The sequence below is a fragment of the Parafrankia discariae genome (genome assembly GCF_000373365.1).
In the GTDB taxonomy this organism is placed as follows: Bacteria; Actinomycetota; Actinomycetes; order Frankiales; family Frankiaceae; genus Parafrankia; species Parafrankia discariae.
The window spans coordinates 213,278-230,611 of record NZ_KB891102.1; the positions used below are offsets into that span (position 1 = coordinate 213,278).

The following is a 17,334-nucleotide window of genomic DNA, read 5'->3' on the forward strand; positions in this document are numbered from 1 at the left end:
GGGTTCGATCACGACCCGGAAATACCCGCTTACTTTCCGTCGGATCAACACCCGGCGGGCGTGGGGCGAACGAGCCGCGCCGGCACCCGGGGAGAGACCCCGGATGCCTTCCTGGTATAGGCATTCGGGCTTCCGGCACCGGCCGGGCGGATGATCGGGACGACCTCCCCCGGAACGGCCCCGGACGGGCCGCCGGACCGCCCCGGACGTGGCCTTATGGCTTCCGACGGCTCCGGGCGAGGCCGGGCGCGGGTCAGCGCAGCCCCACCGGGCAATATGCGTGAAACAGAATGGGCGGGGCCGGCTCGACCTTCGTGGGGGGGCGGGCGTACCCGCGCGGGGCACCCGCAAAGCACATTGGGGCTACCACGAAACTTCCGACGAAAGGTCGCCCGGCCGGCTTAGCCGCCCGGGGCCGGCCCGGGGACGGCCGGGGCCGGAGCGGGCAGCGACAGCGCCGGAGCTGCCGGGGCGGGGACGGCCGGGGCCGGCAGCGCCGGAGCTGCCGGGGCGGGGGCACCGGCGGGCGGCGCCGAGACGCCGGGCGGATGGAGGCCCGCCGGGCCCGTCGCGGGCGCCGCGGGCGCCGCGGGCGGGCTGTTCGCGTGCGCGTAGACGATCAGGTTGCTCAGATAGTGCTTCGTGTCCTCGTCGAACGCCCCGCCGCAGGTGATCAGCCGCAGCTCCGGCCGGTTCACCGGTCCGTAGACGCTGTCGGTCGGGAAGGCCTTCTTCGACGCGTCCTCCGTGCGGTCGACCGTGAACGTCGTGAGCAGCCCGGTCGGCGCGGAGACCTCGATCTGGTCCCCGGCACGCAACGCCCGCAGCCGGTAGAAGACGGCCGGCCCGGAGGTCGAGTCGTAGTGGCCGACCAGCACCGACGGACCGAGCGCGCCGGGCGCCGGGCCCCGGTCGTACCAGCCGACCTCCTGCCACTTCTTCGGCACGGCCAGCGAGCCGTCGGCGTTCAGCCCGAGCCGGACGATCGCCGCGTCCACTCCGATCGCCGGGATCCGTACCCGCGTCGGGTCCGTGACCACGACCGGGGGGAGCGTCGGCACCGGCGTGGCAGCGGCCGAGCCGCCGAGCGCTCCTGGTGTGCCCGGCGCCCCTGACTTGCCCGGCGCGCCGGCCTGACCGATCGCGCCGCCGAGGCCGCCGAGGTCGACCCGCTCGGTGTTCGAGGGCGGGGCGGGGTCGGACTCGGTCAGCCGGAAACCACTTCCGACGATCAGCACCGCGCCCGCGACGAGCAGCAGGCGGGAGAACGTCATACGCACTGGCGACCGCTCCGTCGCTCCGAGCTTCACGACTGTCTCCGTCCAGCGACCTTCCACCGACACCGACCCATCAGTAACTACACAAGGTGATGGTATCGAGCCCAAGAGAGAGCGGAGCGTAGCCGCGCGTCGCGTCGCACAACGCGAACGACCCACGCCGGGACCACATCCAGCAAGGAGGGGCGAGGCGGTCGCGCGGCGCAGCTCAGCCCATGTCCCGCAATGGATGCCGGTCTCGTGCCGGTCGCGGCCGCGGCCCGTTCGGACCCGTCGCACCACGCCGTCTCGCTGCGTCCCATCCCGACCACTCCTCGCTATGGTGTCACTCGCAGTGACGAGGCAATAACCATGCGTGAGAGAGGGGACCAGATGAGGAAGGGAATGGGACGGAGAGCCGCGCTTCTCGCCATGTCGAGCGCGGCAACCGTCATCGTCACCTTCGGACCCGGGCTGACGGCCGCGCACGCCGACATCTTCGATGACAAGGGTCGGTGCGACGACAAGAAGTCCGAGGAGTGGGACATCTTCGGCGACAAGAACGACAGGGACAAGGACGCCGTCAAGGACGACAAGGACCACGAAGGCGACAAGGAAGCCCGTGCCTTCGTCGACGACAGGGACGGGGACAAGGACAGAGACAGGGACAAGGACGACGACTGGTTCGACGACAAGGACAAGGACAGGGACAGGGACTGCCCGGTCGGCGTCGTCGCCGGTGTCGGTGTCGGCGTCGGCGTCGGCGCGGCCCCGGTCGGCGGCGCCGCCGCGGGCGGTGGCGGTACCGCGGACGGCGGCAACTCGCCGCTGCTGCCGATCGCCGGAGCCGGTCTCGGCGCCATCCTGATCGGCGCGGGCATGCGCCGCCGCGGCCACGGATCGATCTGAACCGACCGCTCCCCAGGCGCCTAGGACGGATCGGCCGGCGTGGTCAGCTCACGCCGGCCGATCCTCCGGGACGACCTGAGTCGATGTGCGAGATCGACCCCCGTCACAGCGCCGCATCTCCGGTAGGGTAGCGTTCGTCAGGACGGGACGTGGCGCAGCTTGGTAGCGCACCAGACTGGGGGTCTGGGGGTCGCAGGTTCAAATCCTGTCGTCCCGACACGAGAAATGCCCCCTCCACCGATCTTCGGTGGAGGGGGCATTTCGCATGAGCGGGCCTGTTCCGAAGTGAGTTGACTCAGCGGCCTACGGAGAGGCTGAGCCAACTCACTTCGAGGGTGTCACCGCCCCCGGACCGAAGCGAGTTGCCCCACCAGCGCGTAGAACAGCTCAGACAACTCACTTCGCGCGGCCACGCCGCCGACGCGGCTCCCGGCCGCGGCCGGCGGAGAGGTCAGCGGTGGCGGTCGGGCCGCTCGCGGACCCGGATCGAGATCTCGATGGGGGTGCCGGCGAAGCCGAAGTCCTCACGCAGTTTGCGCTCCAGGAAACGCCGGTAGGCCGGCTCCAGGAAACCGGTGGTGAACACGACGAAGCGCGGTGGGCGCACCCCGGCCTGGGTCGCGAACAGCACCCGCGGCAGCTTCCCGCCCCGGGAGGGCGGCGGCGTGGCCGCCACGACCTCGCCGATCCAGGCGTTGAGGCGCCCGGTCGGGATGCGCGTTCCCCACGAGTCGAGGGAGGTCCGCAGCGCGGGGGCGAGCCGGTCGGTGGCCCGGCCGGTGCGGGCCGAGATGTTCACCCGGGGCGCCCAGGCCACCCGGCCCAGCTCGCGGTCGATCTCCTGCTCCAGGTCGAGGCGGCGCTCGGTGTCGAGCATGTCCCACTTGTTGAAGGCCAGGACGAGGGCCCGACCGGCCTCGGTGACCATGCTGATGATCCGCTGGTCCTGCTCGGTGACCGGCTCGTCCGCGGCGAGCAGGACGATCGCGACCTCGGCGGCCTCCAGCGCGGAGGCGGTGCGCAGCGACGAGTAGTACTCGGCGCCGGAGGCCTCCTTCACCCTCCGCCGCAGGCCGGCGGTGTCGATGAACATCCAGGTCTCGCCGCCGACGGTGACGAGCTCGTCCACCGGGTCGCGGGTCGTGCCGGCGACGTCGTGCACCAGCGAGCGCTCGCTGCCGGCCAGCTTGTTGAGCAGGCTGGACTTCCCGACGTTCGGCCGCCCGATCAGCGCCACCCGCCGGGGGCCGTCCTCCTCGGTGAACCGCTCACGGGGCGCCTCGGGCAGTACCGCGAGGACGGCGTCCAGCAGATCGCCGCTGCCCCGGCCGTGCAGCGCGGACACCGGGTACGGCTCGCCCAGCCCGAGGCTCCACAGCGCGGCGGCGTCGGCCTCGGCGCGGGCGTCGTCGACCTTGTTCGCGGCGAGGATCACCGGCCGGCCCGACCGGTGCAGCACCCGAGCGACGGCCTCGTCGGCGTCGGTCGCGCCGACGGTGGCGTCGATCACGAACAGCACCCCGTCGGCGGTGTCGAGCGCGGCGCGGGCCTGGTCGGAGACCCGAGCGGCGAGGCCGCGGGCGTCGGGCGTCCAGCCGCCGGTGTCGACGAGGGTGAACCGGCGGCCGTTCCACACCGCGTCGTAGGCGACCCGGTCACGGGTGACGCCGGGGACGTCCTCGACGACGGCCGCCCGGCGGCCCAGGATGCGGTTGACCAGCGTCGACTTGCCGACGTTCGGTCGGCCGACCACGGCGAGGACGGGCTGCCCGCCCGCCAGCGGGAGGGCGGCGCCCACAGTCCTGTCGTCGACAGTGCCGTCATCGACGGACGCGGCGAGATCTTCGGTGTTCATGACGGCTGCACTCCGCTTGGGCTGGACATCTCGGTGAACTGGCTGCGAGCTGTCCTTCCGCGGACGGCGGACCCGTCCGGCGCACTCGGAACAAACAGCGATCCGGTAGAACTTACTCCGCCGCGGACGAATCCCGACTCTCGCCGGCACGCACCGTCGCCAGATGATCCGCCAGCCGGACCCGGATGTCCTCCGCCACGGCCGCCAGCGCCCGCCGGGAGCGCGGGTTCGCCGGCACCTCCACCTCGAACGGCTTGCCGAACACCACCCGGACCTTCACCGACCGGCGCGGCCACTTGGCGCCCCGGGGCAGCGCGGCACCGGTGTTGATGCAGGCCACGGGAAGGACACGGCAGCGCCCGTGCACGGCGAGATACGCGATGCCGTGCTGGACGGCGGCCATCTCGCCGCTGCCCCGGGTGCCCTCGGGGAAGACGCCGATGGCGCCGCCGCGGGAGAGCTCGTCCAGCGCGGTGTGCAGGGCGTCGCGGTCCGGGCGGCCGCGGTTGATCGGGATCTGGCCGACGAACAGCAGCAGCCGGCCCAGGATGCCCTTGTACATCTCGGACTTCACCAGGCACCGCACGGTGCGCGGCGCCTCGATGACGACGAGCGGCCCGTCCATCCAGCTGCTGTGGTTCCCCGCGAAGATCAGCGGCTCGCCGTGCGGGACGTTCTCCCAGCCCTCGTGGACGACGTTCATCACCAGGTGGTTGAGGACCTGGCGGACCGGCGGCTTGAGCACGCGGTGGGTGATGTCGTTGAACGGCTTCGACGCGGCGCCGCGGTGCACCGGTGCCCCGGCCGAGGTCGCCGGCCGGACCCGCTCGGCCCGGCCCCCGCCCGTCGCCGGCTCGACGGCCTTCGGAGCCGGCTCGACTTCGCCCGTGGGCGGAGTCACCGGAACCGACTCGACCGGAACCGACTCGACCACGGCCGACTCGACCGGAACCGACTCGACCGCGCCCGGCTCCGCCGCCGGGGGCTCGCTCGCCGCGGGCTCCGCGGGAGCGTCGGTCCCGGCCACCGGATCGGCCACCGGTCCGTCCGGCGTGTCGAGCCGGCCGTCGGCGGCGGTCATGAGGTCGTGGCGAGCACGTGCTCGCCCTGGCGCAGGACCTCGTCCACCACCTCGGGGACCGACAGCGCGCTGGAGTCGAGGACGATCGCGCCCGCCGGGATGGAGAGCGGGTCGACCGTGCGCGAGCTGTCGAGGGCGTCGCGGCGGTCGAGCTCGGCCAGAGTGCGGGCCACGTCGTCGACGCCCTTCTCCCCCAGCTGCCGGGACCGGCGCAGCGCGCGTACCTCGGTGGACGCGGTGAGGAAGACCTTGACCGGGGCGTCCGGCGCGACGACCGAGCCGATGTCGCGGCCCTCGACCACGATGCCGCCGGCGGCGAGGTTCTCGGCGATGATCTCGCGCTGCTGCGCGACCAGCCGAGCCCGCACGGCGGGCACCGCGGCGACCGCGCTCACCGCGTTCGTCACCGCCCGGGTGCGGATCTGCTCGTCGACGTTCACCCCGTCGACGGAGATCGACGGGTGGTCGGGGTCCGTGCCGACCGTCAGGACGGTGCGCTCGACGACCTCGGCCACCGCGGCCGGGTCCTCGATGTCGATGCGGCGCTCCAGGGCGACCTGGGTGACCGCCCGGTACATCGCTCCGGTGTCCAGGTAGCGCAGGCCGAGCCGGCGCGCGATCTCCCGGGAGACAGTGCTCTTCCCGGAGCCGCCGGGGCCGTCCACCGCGACCACGAGGCCGGCGGGGGCGGCCCCGGCGGTCACCGGGCCCGGTACGGAGGGCGCCACCGTCGTCGCGGGCCCCCCCGTCCTGAAAGCATCGTCGTGGCTACCGGTGGCCGAAGCCCCCGGCGAAGCGGACCCGTCGTCGGGGCTCACCCGTCTCCTCCGTCCGGACGCGTGTCTGTGCGACCCGCATGTTCCTTCGTCCACGCCAGGCCGGTGGTGTCTCGGACCCGGGCCGACGGCCCGGTCGCGGCCGGGGCGGCGCGGCGCGCTCACCCCGACTGTCTCCGGGCCGGAAGTCCCGGGCTGATGGTCCCTGGAACACCTGCCGGACGGCCAACCCGGCTCAGGCTACTCGCTGGTCCGTCACGAGCGCCGATATGCCGTCCATCCGGCCCGCGTCAGCCGTTCGACGAGTCCGTCCGCGCCGTCCGGATCGACCGCGATCTCGACGATGCCGGCGGGGGCGTCCAGGCTGTGCTCGAACGGCCCGACGTCCTCGATGTTCACGTCCCACTCGCCGATCACGGCGAACAGCGCCGCGAGCTGGCCGGGCCGGTCGTCGAGCACCACACCGACCCAGCCCCACGGAAGTGCCCGGGCGCCGGCCTTGCGGGGCAGCAGCGACCGGCCGCGCCGCCCGCCGTGGATCGCCGTCGTGACCGCCTCGACCGCCTCGTCGCGGGTGCCCTCGGCGAGCACGTCCGCGAGGTGGGTGAACTCCCGCCCGAGCAGGCGCACGCGCTCGGCGATGGGCCCGCGGTTGCCCTCGATGATCGACGCCCACAGGACGGGGTCGCTGTCGGCGAGGCGGGTCGTGTCCCGGAAGCCCTGGCCGGCGAACGGCAGGTCGTGCGAGTCGAGATCGAGCAGGCTCCCGGCGAGCACGCTCGCCACCAGCTGCGGGACGTGCGAGAGGACGGCCATCGCCGCGTCGTGGCGCTCGGGGGTGGTGCGCACCGGCGTCGCGCCGCAGGCGAGGGCGAGGGCGGCCGTGGCCGCGATGGCGGCCGCGCCGGTGTGGGCCACCGGGCAGACCGCCCACACCCGTTCGGCGAACAGGTCCGCGCGGGCGGACACCGCTCCATGTCGCTCCCGCCCGGCGATCGGATGGGCCGGACACCAGGCCCCGAGATCACAGCCGAGCTGGACGGCCTCGACCAGCGGACGGGCCTTCACGCTGCCGGCGTCACTGACCGTCGTCGCCAGGCCACCGCGCTGCAGGTCCCGCAGCTCGGCGGCGACGGTGGGCAGCGGCGTCGCGATCACCGCGTGGTCGACCCGCTCGCCCTGCCACGGCCGGCCGGCGCCCATCGCCTCGGCGAGCTTCACCTGGGCGTCGTCGCAGTCGCGCAGGAACACCTGCACGCCGCGCCCGGACAGCGCCAGCCCGATGCTCGTGCCGATCAGCCCGGACCCGACGACGGCCACCCGGCGCAGCTCGGGCAGGTGCGCGGGATCCCACGCCGGCGGATCGGCCGCGGCCGCCTCGACCCCCGGGCGGACGTAGGGCGGCGAGAACCGCCCGGCCGCCGCGGGGGGCTCGGAGGGCTCGCCGCGACTCACAGCCCGGTCGCCTTGTAGAGCGCCCCCACCTCATGCCGGGTGAGATGGCGGGCCCGGCCGGCCCGCAGCGTGCCGAGCGTCACCGGGCCGAACGAGACCCGGACGAGGCGGTGCACCGGGTGCCCCACGGCCTCCATCATGCGGCGCACCACGTGCTTGCGGCCCTCGTGCAGGGTCAGTTCCATCATGACCCGGGACGCGGCGATGTCGACGATCCGGGCGGCGTCGACCGACACGGGGCCGTCCTCCAGGGTGACCCCCGAGCGCAGCCGGCGTGGGACGTCGCGGCGGACCGGGCCGCTGATCTCGACCAGGTAGGTCTTCGGCACGCCGAAGGACGGGTGGGTGAGCCGGTGGGCGAGATCGCCGTCGTTGGTGACGAGCAGCAGGCCCTCGCTGTCGCCGTCCAGCCGGCCGACGTGGAACAGGCCGACGGAGCCGAACTCGGTGAGGAAGTCGGCGATGGTCGGCCGGCCGCGGTCGTCGGACATCGCCGACAGCACACCGCGCGGCTTGTTCAGCGCCAGGTGCACCAGCCCGGTGCGGGTGACGACCCGCTCGCCGTCGACCTCGATCACCGCCGTCTCCGGGTCGACCCGGCGGCCCTGCTCGCGGACCACCTCGCCGTCGACCCGGACGCGACCGGAGTCGATCAGTTCCTCGTTGTGCCGGCGGGAGCCGATGCCGGCGGAGGCCAGCACCTTCTGCAGGCGGATGCCCTCGGACGCCGGGTCCCGGTGGCGGGCGCCGGGGGACTCGGATTCGGTGCCGTTCATGACGCCACGATGTCATCGACATCGTCCACACCCGGCAGCAGGGGTGCCAGCGGGGGCAGTTCGTCCAGGTCGCGCAGGCCCATGCGTTCCAGGAAGTAGTCGGTGGTGCGGTACAGGATGGCTCCCGACTCGTGGTCGTGGCCGCATTCCTCGACGAGGTTGCGGGCGGTGAGGGTGCGGATGACGCCGTCGGCCGAGACCCCGCGCACCGCGGAGATCCGGCCACGGCTGACCGGCTGCTGGTAGGCGACGATCGCCAGCGTCTCCAGCGCGGCCTGGGAGAGACGGGCGGACTGGCCGGCCAGCACGAAGCGCTCGACCCACGGCGCGCACTCGTCGGCCGTGTACAGCCGCCAGCCCCGGCCGACGTGGCGCAGCCGGAAGCCGCGCCCGTCCCGCTCGTACTGCGCGGCGAGCTCGGCGAGCAGCGCCTCGACCCGCCGGGCCGGGATGTCGAGCGCGGTGGCGAACTCGGCCACGCCGACCGGGTGCTCCGCCACGGTCAGGACGGCCTCGACGAGCGCGCTGTCGGACGGCCGGTCGCCCGCGGGCGGAGCCGACGATACCCGCGGGCCCGGCGACCGGGGCGCGGGAACCGCCCCCGCCGATCCGTTCGGGCCGGCGGACGTGCCCGTGCCGGTGGGCCCGTCGGTGCCGGCCGAGCCGGCGGCGCCGACCGGCCCGTTGGTGGAATCAGCACTCACGTGGTCGGCCTCCTCGGTCGCCTCGGCCGGCGGCGGCCGTCGAGCGGATCGTCCTCGACTCCGGTGCCCTCGCCCGCTCCGGCACCCGTTCCCGCACCGGCGCTCCCCGCGGAGGCGGTGCCCGCCGGAGGCGCGAAGGGCTCGTCCGGCTCGTCCTCGCCGGAGTAGAGCGAGGCACCGACCGGACGGTCGTCGTCCTCCGGGCGGGCGACCCAGCGGACGATGAGCTCACCGAGCGGGCGCTCCTGCTCGAAGACGATCCGGCCCTCCCGGAACAGCTCCAGCAGGGCCAGGAAGCGCGCGACGACCTCGATCGTCTCGGCCAGGCCCGCGCACAGCGCGGTGAACGACGCGGCACCCAGCTCCCGCAGCATCCCGATCACCGCGATCATGTGCTCGCGGACGCTGACCCGGGGCAGGTGGACGTGGTCGGTGGCGACCTGCGGGGGCAGCGGCGGCTCACGCAGCCGGGCGGCGAGCGCGGCGAGCTCGGACGGCCCGATGCTGATCTGCACCTCGGGCAGCGCGGCGGCGTAGCGCGGCTCCAGCGGCACCGCCCGGGGGACGAACCTCGACTCCAGCGCCATCATCGCGGTGAAGATCGCGGCGGCCTCCTTGTACGCCCGGTACTGGAGCAGCCGGGCGAACAGCAGGTCACGGGCCTCCAGCAGAGCGAGGTCCTCGGCCTCGTCGGCGGAGATCGCGCCGGGCAGCAGGCGGGCGGCCTTCAGGTCGAGCAGCGTCGCCGCGATCACCAGGAACTCGGTGGCCTGACCGAGGTCGAAGTGCTTGCCCAGCCGTCTGATGTGCGCGACGAACTCGTCGGTCACCTGGGACAGCGCCACCTCGGTGACGTCCAGCCGATGCTTGGCGATCAGCGAGAGCAGCAGGTCGAAGGGGCCGGAGAAGTTCTCCAGTTCGACGACGAACGGCTCGGTGCGCCCACCGCGCGCGGTCGGCACGGCCTTCGCGGAGGGCTCCCCGCGCCCGGTCGACCCGGAAGCCGCCGGTTCAGCCACCGCCGGGTCGGCCACCGCCGGGCCGAGCACGCCCACGCCGGTGGCCGTGTCTGTCCCGGACGAGCTCATACGGACACGTTACGCCCTGTGACGTATCGTCCCGACGTGCGCACCGGACGCATCCACCAGGGCGTCCGGCTACGGCAGCTCCATCCCGATCAGGGAGCCCAGGCCGCGGGTGAGCGGCCAGATCAACTGGCCGATCACCGACGGGAACCCGGGGAACAGCACCGGAAGAATGATCACCGCAAGGATGATCACCACCCCGAGGTTGCCCTCGGTGAGCTTGTAGTTCGCCTTGCGCCAGCCCTCGGACTGCGGGCCGAGCAGGAACAGGATGCGCCCGCCGTCCGTCGGCGGCACCGGGACCAGGCTGAGGATGCACAGCGACCCGAAGGTGATCGCCATCCACAGCAGCAGCTCCACCGAGAAGGTGCCGCCGACGATCTCGGCCGCCCGGTCACCGGTGTCGATCACCGCGCGCCGGGTGAGCGCGCGGGCGCCGGCGAGCGACGCGAGCGCGAGCAGCGCGTAGGAGAGCGGACCCGCGAGCAGGGCGGCGGCCACGTGGAAACGGCGCTTGCGCCAGACGTCGTTCATCCGGATCGGCTCCGCCCACCCGACCCCGCCGATGAGCACGCCGACCCAGCTGAACGGGCTGATCCGCTGAGTGCCCACCCCGGCGGTCAGCCGCCCGGAGCGCCTCGGGATCGGGTCGCGGGCCAGCCGGGCCGCGAGGATCTGCGCGCCGTCGTGGACGACGATGCCGATGACGAAGGCGAGCACGATCCCGAGCAGCGCCGCGGGCTCGGCAAGGTGAAACAGCACGGCTTGTCGTCCGTCCCCGATCCGTCGTCCTACCCGAGACCCGCCGACCGGGTCCCGCTGCGCCTGCCGGCCCGCCGGCTGGCCGGCCCGCCGGCTGGCCGAGAGGTCAGCCGGGCGGGCCGGCCCGGGTCACCCGACCGCGGGCGGCGTCGCGTAGCGCGCCATGAGCTCCCGGGCCAGCCGACGGTATCCGGCCGCACCGACGGAGGTCGGCGCGTAGGTCGTGATCGGTTCCCCGGCCACGGTGGTCTCCGGGAACCGTACCGTCCGGTTGATCACCGTGTGGAAGACCTCGTCGGGAAACCGCTCGACGACCCGGGCGAGCACCTCGCGGGCGTGCAGGGTACGGGCGTCGTACATGGTCGCCAGGATGCCCGCGAGTTCCAGGCGGGAGTTCAGCCGCTCGCGCACCTTGTCGATGGTCTGCAGGAGCAGCGCCACCCCGCGCAGCGCGAAGTACTCGCACTCCAGCGGGACCATGACGGCGTCGGCGGCCGTGAGGGCGTTGACCGTGAGCAGGCCCAGCGACGGCTGGCAGTCGATGAGGATGACGTCGTAGACGTCCATCACCGGGGCGAGGGTGCGGGCCAGGCTGTGCTCGCGGCCGACCTCGGTGACCAGCAGCACCTCGGCGGCCGAGAGGTCGATGTTGCTGGGCAGCAGATCGAGGTTCTCGACCTGGGTCTCGACGATGGTGTCCTGGATGTCCGCGTCGCCGCCGAGCAGCAGATCGTGCACGGTGACGTCGAACTGCATCGGGTTGATGCCCAGGCCCACCGAGAGCGCGCCCTGGGGGTCGAAGTCGACGAGCAGCACCCGCCGGCCGTACTCGGCGAGCGCGGCGCCCAGATTGATCGTGCTCGTGGTCTTGCCTACGCCACCCTTCTGGTTGCACATGGCGACGACCCACGCGGGGCCGTGTGTGGTCAGCGGAGCCGGGACGGGGAACACCGGCATCGGGCGGCCGGTCGGACCGGGCTTGCCGACGCCCTCGTCGGGTTCCTCGCCCCCGACCTCAAGCCGGCCGTCCTCGGACAGGCGGGGCTCGCCGACCGTCACCTCACCGTAGTAGCGGCGGCCCGGCGGACCGGAAACCGCGGCGGAGTCGGAACGGACCACGGTGTACCTGCTCCTCACGACTGCTCGGACAGTCCCTGCGCGAATGTCTCTGGTTCGGGTGCCTCTGCTCCGGGTGCCTCAGCGTCGGGTGCGTCCGCATCGGCTGATACCGCGTCAGCTGTTACTGCGTCGGCTGTTACTGCTTCCCGGCGGAGGTCTCCTCCTGTGACGAGCAGAAACGGACCGGTTGGAGCGTACCGACTTGGACCCGGTATCGGTGGCCTCGGGGCCCGCCAGTCGGCGTGTCGCGTTCCTCGCCTCATGTGTGACTCGAACTTCGGTGCCCACCCGGCGCGTTTCGCGGTGATATCTGCGGTACTTCATCCTGCGCTCCAGGTACCCGTCATGCACGCCGACGCGCGGCCGAACACAGATTCGACCCGCGCGCAGCCGCCGGGCCGACGCCGCGGGCACAGCGCCGCTCCCCCGTCACCCGGCGGGACCCGGTTACCGCCGGGACCCGGTTACCCGCCGACATTGCGGTGAGATGACGGTCGGGTGTTGGCTGACGTCCAGATGAGCCGGTGGTGACACGGCGATGTGGTTACCCGGCGACGGTGAAAGGGAGTGCCATGACGGATGGCCCGCAGGCAGTGACGGTGGAGGCGGTCGTCGCGGTCGAGAAGGGCGCGCCGGTGGCGCTGACGCGGATCGTCGTGCCCCCGCCGGGCCCCGGGGAGGCCCGGGTCCGGGTGCAGGCGTGCGGGGTGTGCCACACCGACCTGCACTACCGCGAGGGCGCGATCAACGACGACTACCCCTTCCTGCTCGGCCACGAGGCGGCCGGGACGGTCGAGGCCGTCGGCGAGGGGGTCACCTCGGTCGCCCCGGGTGACTACGTGGTGCTGGCCTGGCGGGCGCCGTGCGGGACGTGCCGGTCGTGCCTGCGCGGAGCGCCCTGGTACTGCTTCGACTCCCGCAACGCCGTCAACCCGATGACCCTGCAGGACGGCACCCCGCTCGCCCCCGCGCTGGGCATCGGCGCCTTCACGCCGCTGACGCTGGTGGCCGCCGGGCAGTGCGTCAAGGTCGACCCGGCCGTCCCGCCGCAGGCCGCGGGCCTGATCGGCTGCGGGGTCATGGCCGGCTTCGGCGCCGCGGTGAACACCGGACGGGTCACCCGCGGGGAGACGGTCGCGGTCTTCGGCTGCGGCGGGGTCGGCGACGCGGCCATCGCCGGCGCGTCGGTCGCCGGCGCGCGCCGGATAATCGCCGTGGACGTGGACGACCGCAAACTCGAGTGGGCCCGCGGGTTCGGCGCGACCGACGTGGTGAACTCCCGGAGCGTGGACCCGGTGGAGGCCGTGCGGGCGCTGACCGGCGGCAACGGGGCGGACGTCGTGATCGAGGCGGTCGGCCGGCCCGAGACCTACCGGCAGGCCTTCTTCTCCCGCGACCTGGCCGGGCGGCTGGTGCTCGTCGGCGTGCCCGACCCGTCGATGACCGTCGAGCTGCCGCTCATCGAGGTGTTCAGCCGTGGCGGTTCGCTGGCGTCGTCCTGGTACGGCGACTGCCTCCCGACCAGGGATTTCCCGATCATCATCGACCTGCACCGCGGCGGCCGGCTCGACCTGGCCGCGTTCGTCACCGAGACGGTCGGCATCGGCGACGTCGAGCGGGCGTTCGAGCGGATGCGGCGCGGTGACGTGCTGCGCAGCGTCGTCCTGATCTGAGCGTGGCCCTGATCCGCGCGTCGTCCTGATCCTGGGCGCCCTCCCGTTCCGGTGAATCCGGACGGGTACGGCGGGCCGACGAGGTGCCTCGGGGGCAGGCCGGACGGGTACGGTCGTGCCGGGTCGGCCGGTGCACGAACCGGCGCGGAGAGGAGTTCCCTGTGGCGGTCAGCGGCGGTCAACGGATCGATCGGGTGATCACCCGCGGCGACTTCACCCTCGACGGCCAGTCGTTCACCGTCGACAACAACGTGTGGCTCGTCGGCGACGAGCGGTCGGTGGTCGTCGTCGACGCGGCGCACGACCCGTCCGTCATCGAGGCGGCGGTGGACGGCCGGCGGGTGTCGCTGATCATCGCGACGCACGGCCACAACGACCACATCAACGCGGCCGCCGAGCTGGCCGACCGGGTGCGCGCCCCGATCGCGCTGCACCCGGCCGACGCGGCGCTGTGGCGGCAGGTCTACCCCGAGCGAGGGCCGGACGAGGCGCTGCGTGACGGCCAGGTGATCCCGATCCCGGGCGGTTCCCTGCGCGTGCTGCACACCCCCGGCCACTCCCCGGGCGGCGTCAGCCTGTTCGGGGAGATCAACGGCGACCCCGTGCTCTTCAGCGGGGACACCCTGTTCCGCGGCGGCCCGGGGGCGACCGGCCGGTCGTTCTCCGACTTCCCGACCATCCTGGCGTCCATCCGGGCGAAGCTGCTCACCCTGCCCTCCGGAACGGTCGTGCACACCGGCCACGGCGACGACACGACCGTCGGCGAGGAAGCCGTGGACTACGACGACTGGGTACGCCGCGGCCACTGACCGCCACTGGTCGGCCGGCAGTCCCGGGCGACCCGTTTCCGGAGCTATTCCGGTGCCGTCGATCACCGTGCGGGGACTGTTCCCGCGCGATTTCCCGCCGGGACTCGCGACAGATCAGAGTCGGGATCAGAGTCTCGATGAGAGTCGGGACGAGAGTCGATCAAAGCCGGGATCAGATCAGCGTTCAGGTGCCTTCAGGCGCCGTATCCGCCGGGCTGAGCGCCTTCGTATTCATCCGGGCATCACCGGTGACGAAACGCCGGTCGGCGCGAACCCGAAGCCCACTGAAACCGGGCAGATCACGATGGCCGGCGAAAGCCGGGCGGCTCAGGCGGCGCGGTCCTCCCGACGGAACTGGCGCAGCTGCCGGCGCAGCCTGATCTGCGGGATCACGCCGATCAGGAGCCCGACCAGCAACCCCGCCGCGGCGGAGGCGGCCAGCGCGGCGGCCACCGACATCACCTGTGTCGACCCGAACAGCCAGATACTCACCCGCTGGTCGTTCTTCACCACGAACACGATGACCGCGATCGCGATCAGCAGCACCAGCACGGTGATCGCGTAGGTCGAGTAGGCGACGCCCCGGCGGCCGGGCCGGCCGGGCCCACCGCCGGTGGGCCCGGTACCGGGCCCGGGCGCGCCGGGAACCGTTCCGGGCGCGGCCGGCGCGACTGCGCCGGGCGCCACCGGAACCACACCGGCTGGTGGATACGCCCCCGGGGCGGAGCTCGGCGGGCCACCGACCGGAACGCCCGCGGCCGGTCCGGCGGTCACCGGTCGCGGCTGCTCGCCTCCGCCACCTGGCTGCTGTGGTGCCGTCATCGCCCGCCCCCTGCCCGTCCCCGATATCTGTGGGCCGCGCGGCCCCGGAGTCGCCCCCGGGCCGCCGCGCCCCGTGCCCGAAGTCTAGGACGGCCGGTGCCATATGCTGAACAGCGCGGACGAGTTGGCCGGACGGTCGCGTCGGTACCGGGGCGCGAGCCCGGGTGCCGCCGAGGAACGTCCGGGCTCCACAGGGCGGGGTGGTGGGTAACACCCACCCGGGGTGACCCGCGGGACAGTGCCACAGAGAACAGACCGCCGGCGCCGTCATGACGCCGGTAAGGGTGAAACGGTGCGGTAAGAGCGCACCAGCGCCCGGGGTGACCCGGGCGGCTAGGTAAACCCCACCCGGAGCAAGGCCAAGAGGCCCCGGCCGGTCACGGTCGCGGGCTGCGCAGGCGTCTGAGGGCTGCTCGCCCGAGCCTGCGGGTAGGCCGCTGGAGGCCGTCGGCAACGGCGGCCCTAGATAGATGACCGTCACCGGCGAGCCGCAAGGCGACCCGGAACAGAACCCGGCGTACAGGCCAGCTCGTCCGCCCCACCCCCGCCGACCCGCAGCGGGGGTTCAGCCGCCCACCCCGGGCCGTTCCTGGCCCATCTCAGCCAGAAGGGCCGTCCCCAGCACCGCGGCCACGGCGGTCCGGGTGGCGTCCGCCGCGTCGGGCCAGAGATGACCGTACGTATCCAGCGTCTCCATCGCGCTCTTGTGGCCAAGCCGGGCCTGGCCGACCCTCACGTTCTCGCCCGCGAAGATCAGCAAGCGCGCGTAGTAGTGCCGGAGCTCGTGGAAGTCGACGCCGGTCGCACGCTCGGTGTACTCGCCGTAACCGGTCAGGCGCTTTTCTGATCTTGGATTAGCTGGTTGCGGGTGTCCATCACGCGCGGGCGTAGCTCGAGCAGGTCGGACACCGGCCGGTGTTCGGTCCGGGTCACCGGCTGGCCCGCCAGCGACGTCCCGCCCCCTGCGCACGGCCCCGGCTCATACCGCACACGCACGTCAGGATCGGTGACCATCCGCAGCGTCGATCCCGGATGCCCGCCTGCCCACCGGGCCGCCGGCCGGTCTTCTTCCGCAGCGACTTCGGCGCGGGTTTCGCCAGCCCGTCCGACCTCGGTGGCTTCGCCGAGTTCCGCGACGTCTTCGCGACCCGCGGCTCCAACTCGGCGATCCGCGCCCGAGCCTGTTCCAACTCGGCCCGCGACCGCGCGATCAGGCCCGCCCGCTCCACCACCAGCGCCGCGAGCTCGTCCTACGACGGCACCGGCGACGCGGGCGACGCGGGCGGATCATCGGACGCACCCGGACCCTGCGATCCGATCAACCGTGCCACACCAACGCCCCAGGACCATCAAGCCATCAAAGAGTCCCCGCCAGCCGGGGAACCAAAAACAAACGACCTACGAGAGCTGACCGGTACCACGTCACCAGGTACGCGCCTGGATGTTGAGCCGTACAAATTCGAGTTGAGGATCGGGTAACCGAGCGACAATTTTTCTCGCGAGTCGCAGCCGATCATCCGATGAGAATTCGCCGACGTAAGGCGCGATCACCCCGTTCAGGACATACGAGATGAGATCGCTCGTGTCGTCGAAACGCACGATTTCATTGGTCGACCAGCAGCTGATGCCCTCGTAGCCCGCGGCAACGAGTCGCCGTTCGGATTCTTCTGGGCTCGCGTAACAGTTATACGGTCGCCAATCCACCCCTAGGTCGAGGAGGACATCACGAACCGCCCGAACACTCCCCCGGCCACCTGACTGGCAGGCGAGAATTCCACCACTTTTTAAGATCTGATGTAGGTCTCGAAAAATGGCCTCATGGTCGCGGACCCAATGCAAGGCGCCAGTAGACACTGCAGCATCGAACATACCGAGGTTCCGCACCGCGTTTCCATCCTCAAGATCGACCTCACGGAGCGTGCACCTTTCGCCATACGCAGACAACCTTTTGTCCGCGGCCGCGAGCATGCTGTCGGAGCTGTCGACGGCGACTACCTCGGCATCCGGAAATCGTTCGAGAAGAGCCTCGGTTACTCGACCAGAACCGCATCCCGCGTCGAGCACCCGCGTGATCGGCGTACCGGAGATCCTGTCGAGAACATCTAGGCCCCACCGATGCTGGGGGCTCGCAACCTTGTCATAATTCTCGCCTTTCCACACGTCAGCGACACTCCCCATCCCGGATCATCCGCTTCACGCTCGGCGGCACCGACCATCGCAACCACCGCGCCCAGGCCAGCATGATCTGCCGC

17 protein-coding genes, 1 tRNA gene and 1 other RNA gene are annotated in these 17,334 nt (G+C 72.5%); 5 read left to right on the plus strand and 14 right to left on the minus strand.

The features are described from left to right. Positions 1-401: 401 nt before the first annotated feature. Positions 402-1,274, minus strand: a complete 873-nt coding sequence (locus B056_RS0100865; RefSeq protein WP_018500009.1) for a class F sortase — start codon at positions 1,272-1,274, stop codon at positions 402-404. A gap of 375 nt (positions 1,275-1,649) precedes the next feature. On the opposite strand from B056_RS0100865, the gene B056_RS0100870 reads away from it, so the two are divergent. After that, positions 1,650-2,165 carry a hypothetical protein gene (locus tag B056_RS0100870; RefSeq protein ID WP_026239184.1) on the plus strand — a complete coding sequence of 172 codons (516 nt, stop codon included), beginning with the start codon at positions 1,650-1,652 and terminating at the stop codon, positions 2,163-2,165. 143 nt (positions 2,166-2,308) lie between these two features. Beyond that, positions 2,309-2,382: transfer RNA gene (locus B056_RS0100875), tRNA-Pro, on the plus strand. Between the two features lie 234 nt (positions 2,383-2,616). Here the strand turns inward: B056_RS0100875 and der are convergent. The 9 genes from der to B056_RS0100920 form a co-directional block, all read right to left on the minus strand. After that, entirely contained in the window at positions 2,617-4,020 is a 1,404-nt protein-coding gene (gene der / locus B056_RS0100880) for a ribosome biogenesis GTPase Der (protein ID WP_018500011.1), read from the minus strand. Between the two features lie 112 nt (positions 4,021-4,132). Continuing rightward, a complete protein-coding gene (locus B056_RS0100885; protein WP_018500012.1) occupies positions 4,133-5,101 on the minus strand; it encodes a lysophospholipid acyltransferase family protein in 969 nt (322 codons plus the stop codon). Then, positions 5,098-5,829 carry a (d)CMP kinase gene (gene cmk / locus B056_RS0100890; RefSeq protein WP_020572247.1) on the minus strand — a complete coding sequence of 244 codons (732 nt, stop codon included), beginning with the start codon at positions 5,827-5,829 and terminating at the stop codon, positions 5,098-5,100. The genes B056_RS0100885 and cmk overlap by 4 nt, the downstream gene beginning before the upstream one ends. A 303-nt stretch (positions 5,830-6,132) precedes the next feature. Then, positions 6,133-7,332 carry a prephenate dehydrogenase gene (locus tag B056_RS0100895; RefSeq protein WP_018500014.1) on the minus strand — a complete coding sequence of 400 codons (1,200 nt, stop codon included), beginning with the start codon at positions 7,330-7,332 and terminating at the stop codon, positions 6,133-6,135. Next, a complete protein-coding gene (locus B056_RS0100900) occupies positions 7,329-8,108 on the minus strand; it encodes a pseudouridine synthase (protein ID WP_018500015.1) in 780 nt (259 codons plus the stop codon). The genes B056_RS0100895 and B056_RS0100900 overlap by 4 nt, the downstream gene beginning before the upstream one ends. After that, a complete protein-coding gene (gene scpB, locus B056_RS0100905; protein WP_018500016.1) occupies positions 8,105-8,812 on the minus strand; it encodes an SMC-Scp complex subunit ScpB in 708 nt (235 codons plus the stop codon). Before scpB ends, B056_RS0100900 begins: the two co-directional genes overlap by 4 nt. Then, a complete protein-coding gene (locus B056_RS0100910; RefSeq protein WP_018500017.1) occupies positions 8,809-9,900 on the minus strand; it encodes a segregation and condensation protein A in 1,092 nt (363 codons plus the stop codon). The genes scpB and B056_RS0100910 overlap by 4 nt, the downstream gene beginning before the upstream one ends. Before the next feature lie 69 nt (positions 9,901-9,969). Then, positions 9,970-10,659 (minus strand): M50 family metallopeptidase, encoded by a 690-nt coding sequence (locus tag B056_RS0100915; protein WP_018500018.1) that lies wholly within the window; start codon positions 10,657-10,659, stop codon positions 9,970-9,972. Positions 10,660-10,788: 129 nt separating this feature from the next. Next, positions 10,789-11,778, minus strand: a complete 990-nt coding sequence (locus tag B056_RS0100920; RefSeq protein ID WP_018500019.1) for a ParA family protein — start codon at positions 11,776-11,778, stop codon at positions 10,789-10,791. 572 nt (positions 11,779-12,350) lie between these two features. Here B056_RS0100920 and B056_RS0100925 point away from each other — a divergent pair. After that, entirely contained in the window at positions 12,351-13,451 is a 1,101-nt protein-coding gene (locus tag B056_RS0100925) for an S-(hydroxymethyl)mycothiol dehydrogenase (RefSeq protein ID WP_026239185.1), read from the plus strand. A gap of 161 nt (positions 13,452-13,612) precedes the next feature. After that, a complete protein-coding gene (locus tag B056_RS0100930; protein ID WP_018500021.1) occupies positions 13,613-14,260 on the plus strand; it encodes an MBL fold metallo-hydrolase in 648 nt (215 codons plus the stop codon). A 327-nt stretch (positions 14,261-14,587) separates the two neighbouring features. On the opposite strand, the gene B056_RS0100935 is transcribed toward B056_RS0100930, so the two are convergent. Continuing rightward, entirely contained in the window at positions 14,588-15,082 is a 495-nt protein-coding gene (locus B056_RS0100935) for a lipopolysaccharide assembly protein LapA domain-containing protein (protein WP_026239186.1), read from the minus strand. 120 nt (positions 15,083-15,202) lie between these two features. On the opposite strand from B056_RS0100935, the gene rnpB reads away from it, so the two are divergent. Next, positions 15,203-15,618, plus strand: an RNA gene (rnpB, locus tag B056_RS39190) — RNase P RNA component class A. Positions 15,619-15,647: 29 nt separating this feature from the next. Here the strand turns inward: rnpB and B056_RS45885 are convergent. The 3 genes from B056_RS45885 to B056_RS40135 all read right to left on the minus strand — a co-directional run bounded on the left by B056_RS45885 (position 15,648) and on the right by B056_RS40135 (position 17,242). Next, complete coding sequence (locus B056_RS45885) at positions 15,648-15,842, minus strand: site-specific integrase (protein ID WP_018500023.1); 195 nt, start codon at positions 15,840-15,842, stop codon at positions 15,648-15,650. 169 nt (positions 15,843-16,011) lie between these two features. After that, entirely contained in the window at positions 16,012-16,314 is a 303-nt protein-coding gene (locus tag B056_RS43835; protein WP_326828209.1) for a DUF6444 domain-containing protein, read from the minus strand. Positions 16,315-16,504: 190 nt separating this feature from the next. Continuing rightward, entirely contained in the window at positions 16,505-17,242 is a 738-nt protein-coding gene (locus B056_RS40135) for a class I SAM-dependent methyltransferase (protein ID WP_230202754.1), read from the minus strand. Between the last annotated feature and the right edge of the window lie 92 nt (positions 17,243-17,334).

Excerpts from the sequence above, each read along its gene's own strand:
- B056_RS0100870 (WP_026239184.1), top strand. The coding sequence starts at position 1,650 with ATGAGGAAGGGAATGGGACGGAGAGCCGCGCTTCTCGCCATGTCGAGC.
- B056_RS0100925 (WP_026239185.1), top strand. The coding sequence starts at position 12,351 with ATGACGGATGGCCCGCAGGCAGTGACGGTGGAGGCGGTCGTCGCGGTC.
- der (WP_018500011.1), bottom strand. The coding sequence starts at position 4,020 with ATGAACACCGAAGATCTCGCCGCGTCCGTCGATGACGGCACTGTCGAC.
- B056_RS0100885 (WP_018500012.1), bottom strand. The coding sequence starts at position 5,101 with ATGACCGCCGCCGACGGCCGGCTCGACACGCCGGACGGACCGGTGGCC.
- B056_RS0100865 (WP_018500009.1), bottom strand. The coding sequence starts at position 1,274 with ATGACGTTCTCCCGCCTGCTGCTCGTCGCGGGCGCGGTGCTGATCGTC.
- B056_RS0100910 (WP_018500017.1), bottom strand. The coding sequence starts at position 9,900 with ATGAGCTCGTCCGGGACAGACACGGCCACCGGCGTGGGCGTGCTCGGC.
- B056_RS0100900 (WP_018500015.1), bottom strand. The coding sequence starts at position 8,108 with ATGAACGGCACCGAATCCGAGTCCCCCGGCGCCCGCCACCGGGACCCG.
- B056_RS0100935 (WP_026239186.1), bottom strand. The coding sequence starts at position 15,082 with ATGACGGCACCACAGCAGCCAGGTGGCGGAGGCGAGCAGCCGCGACCG.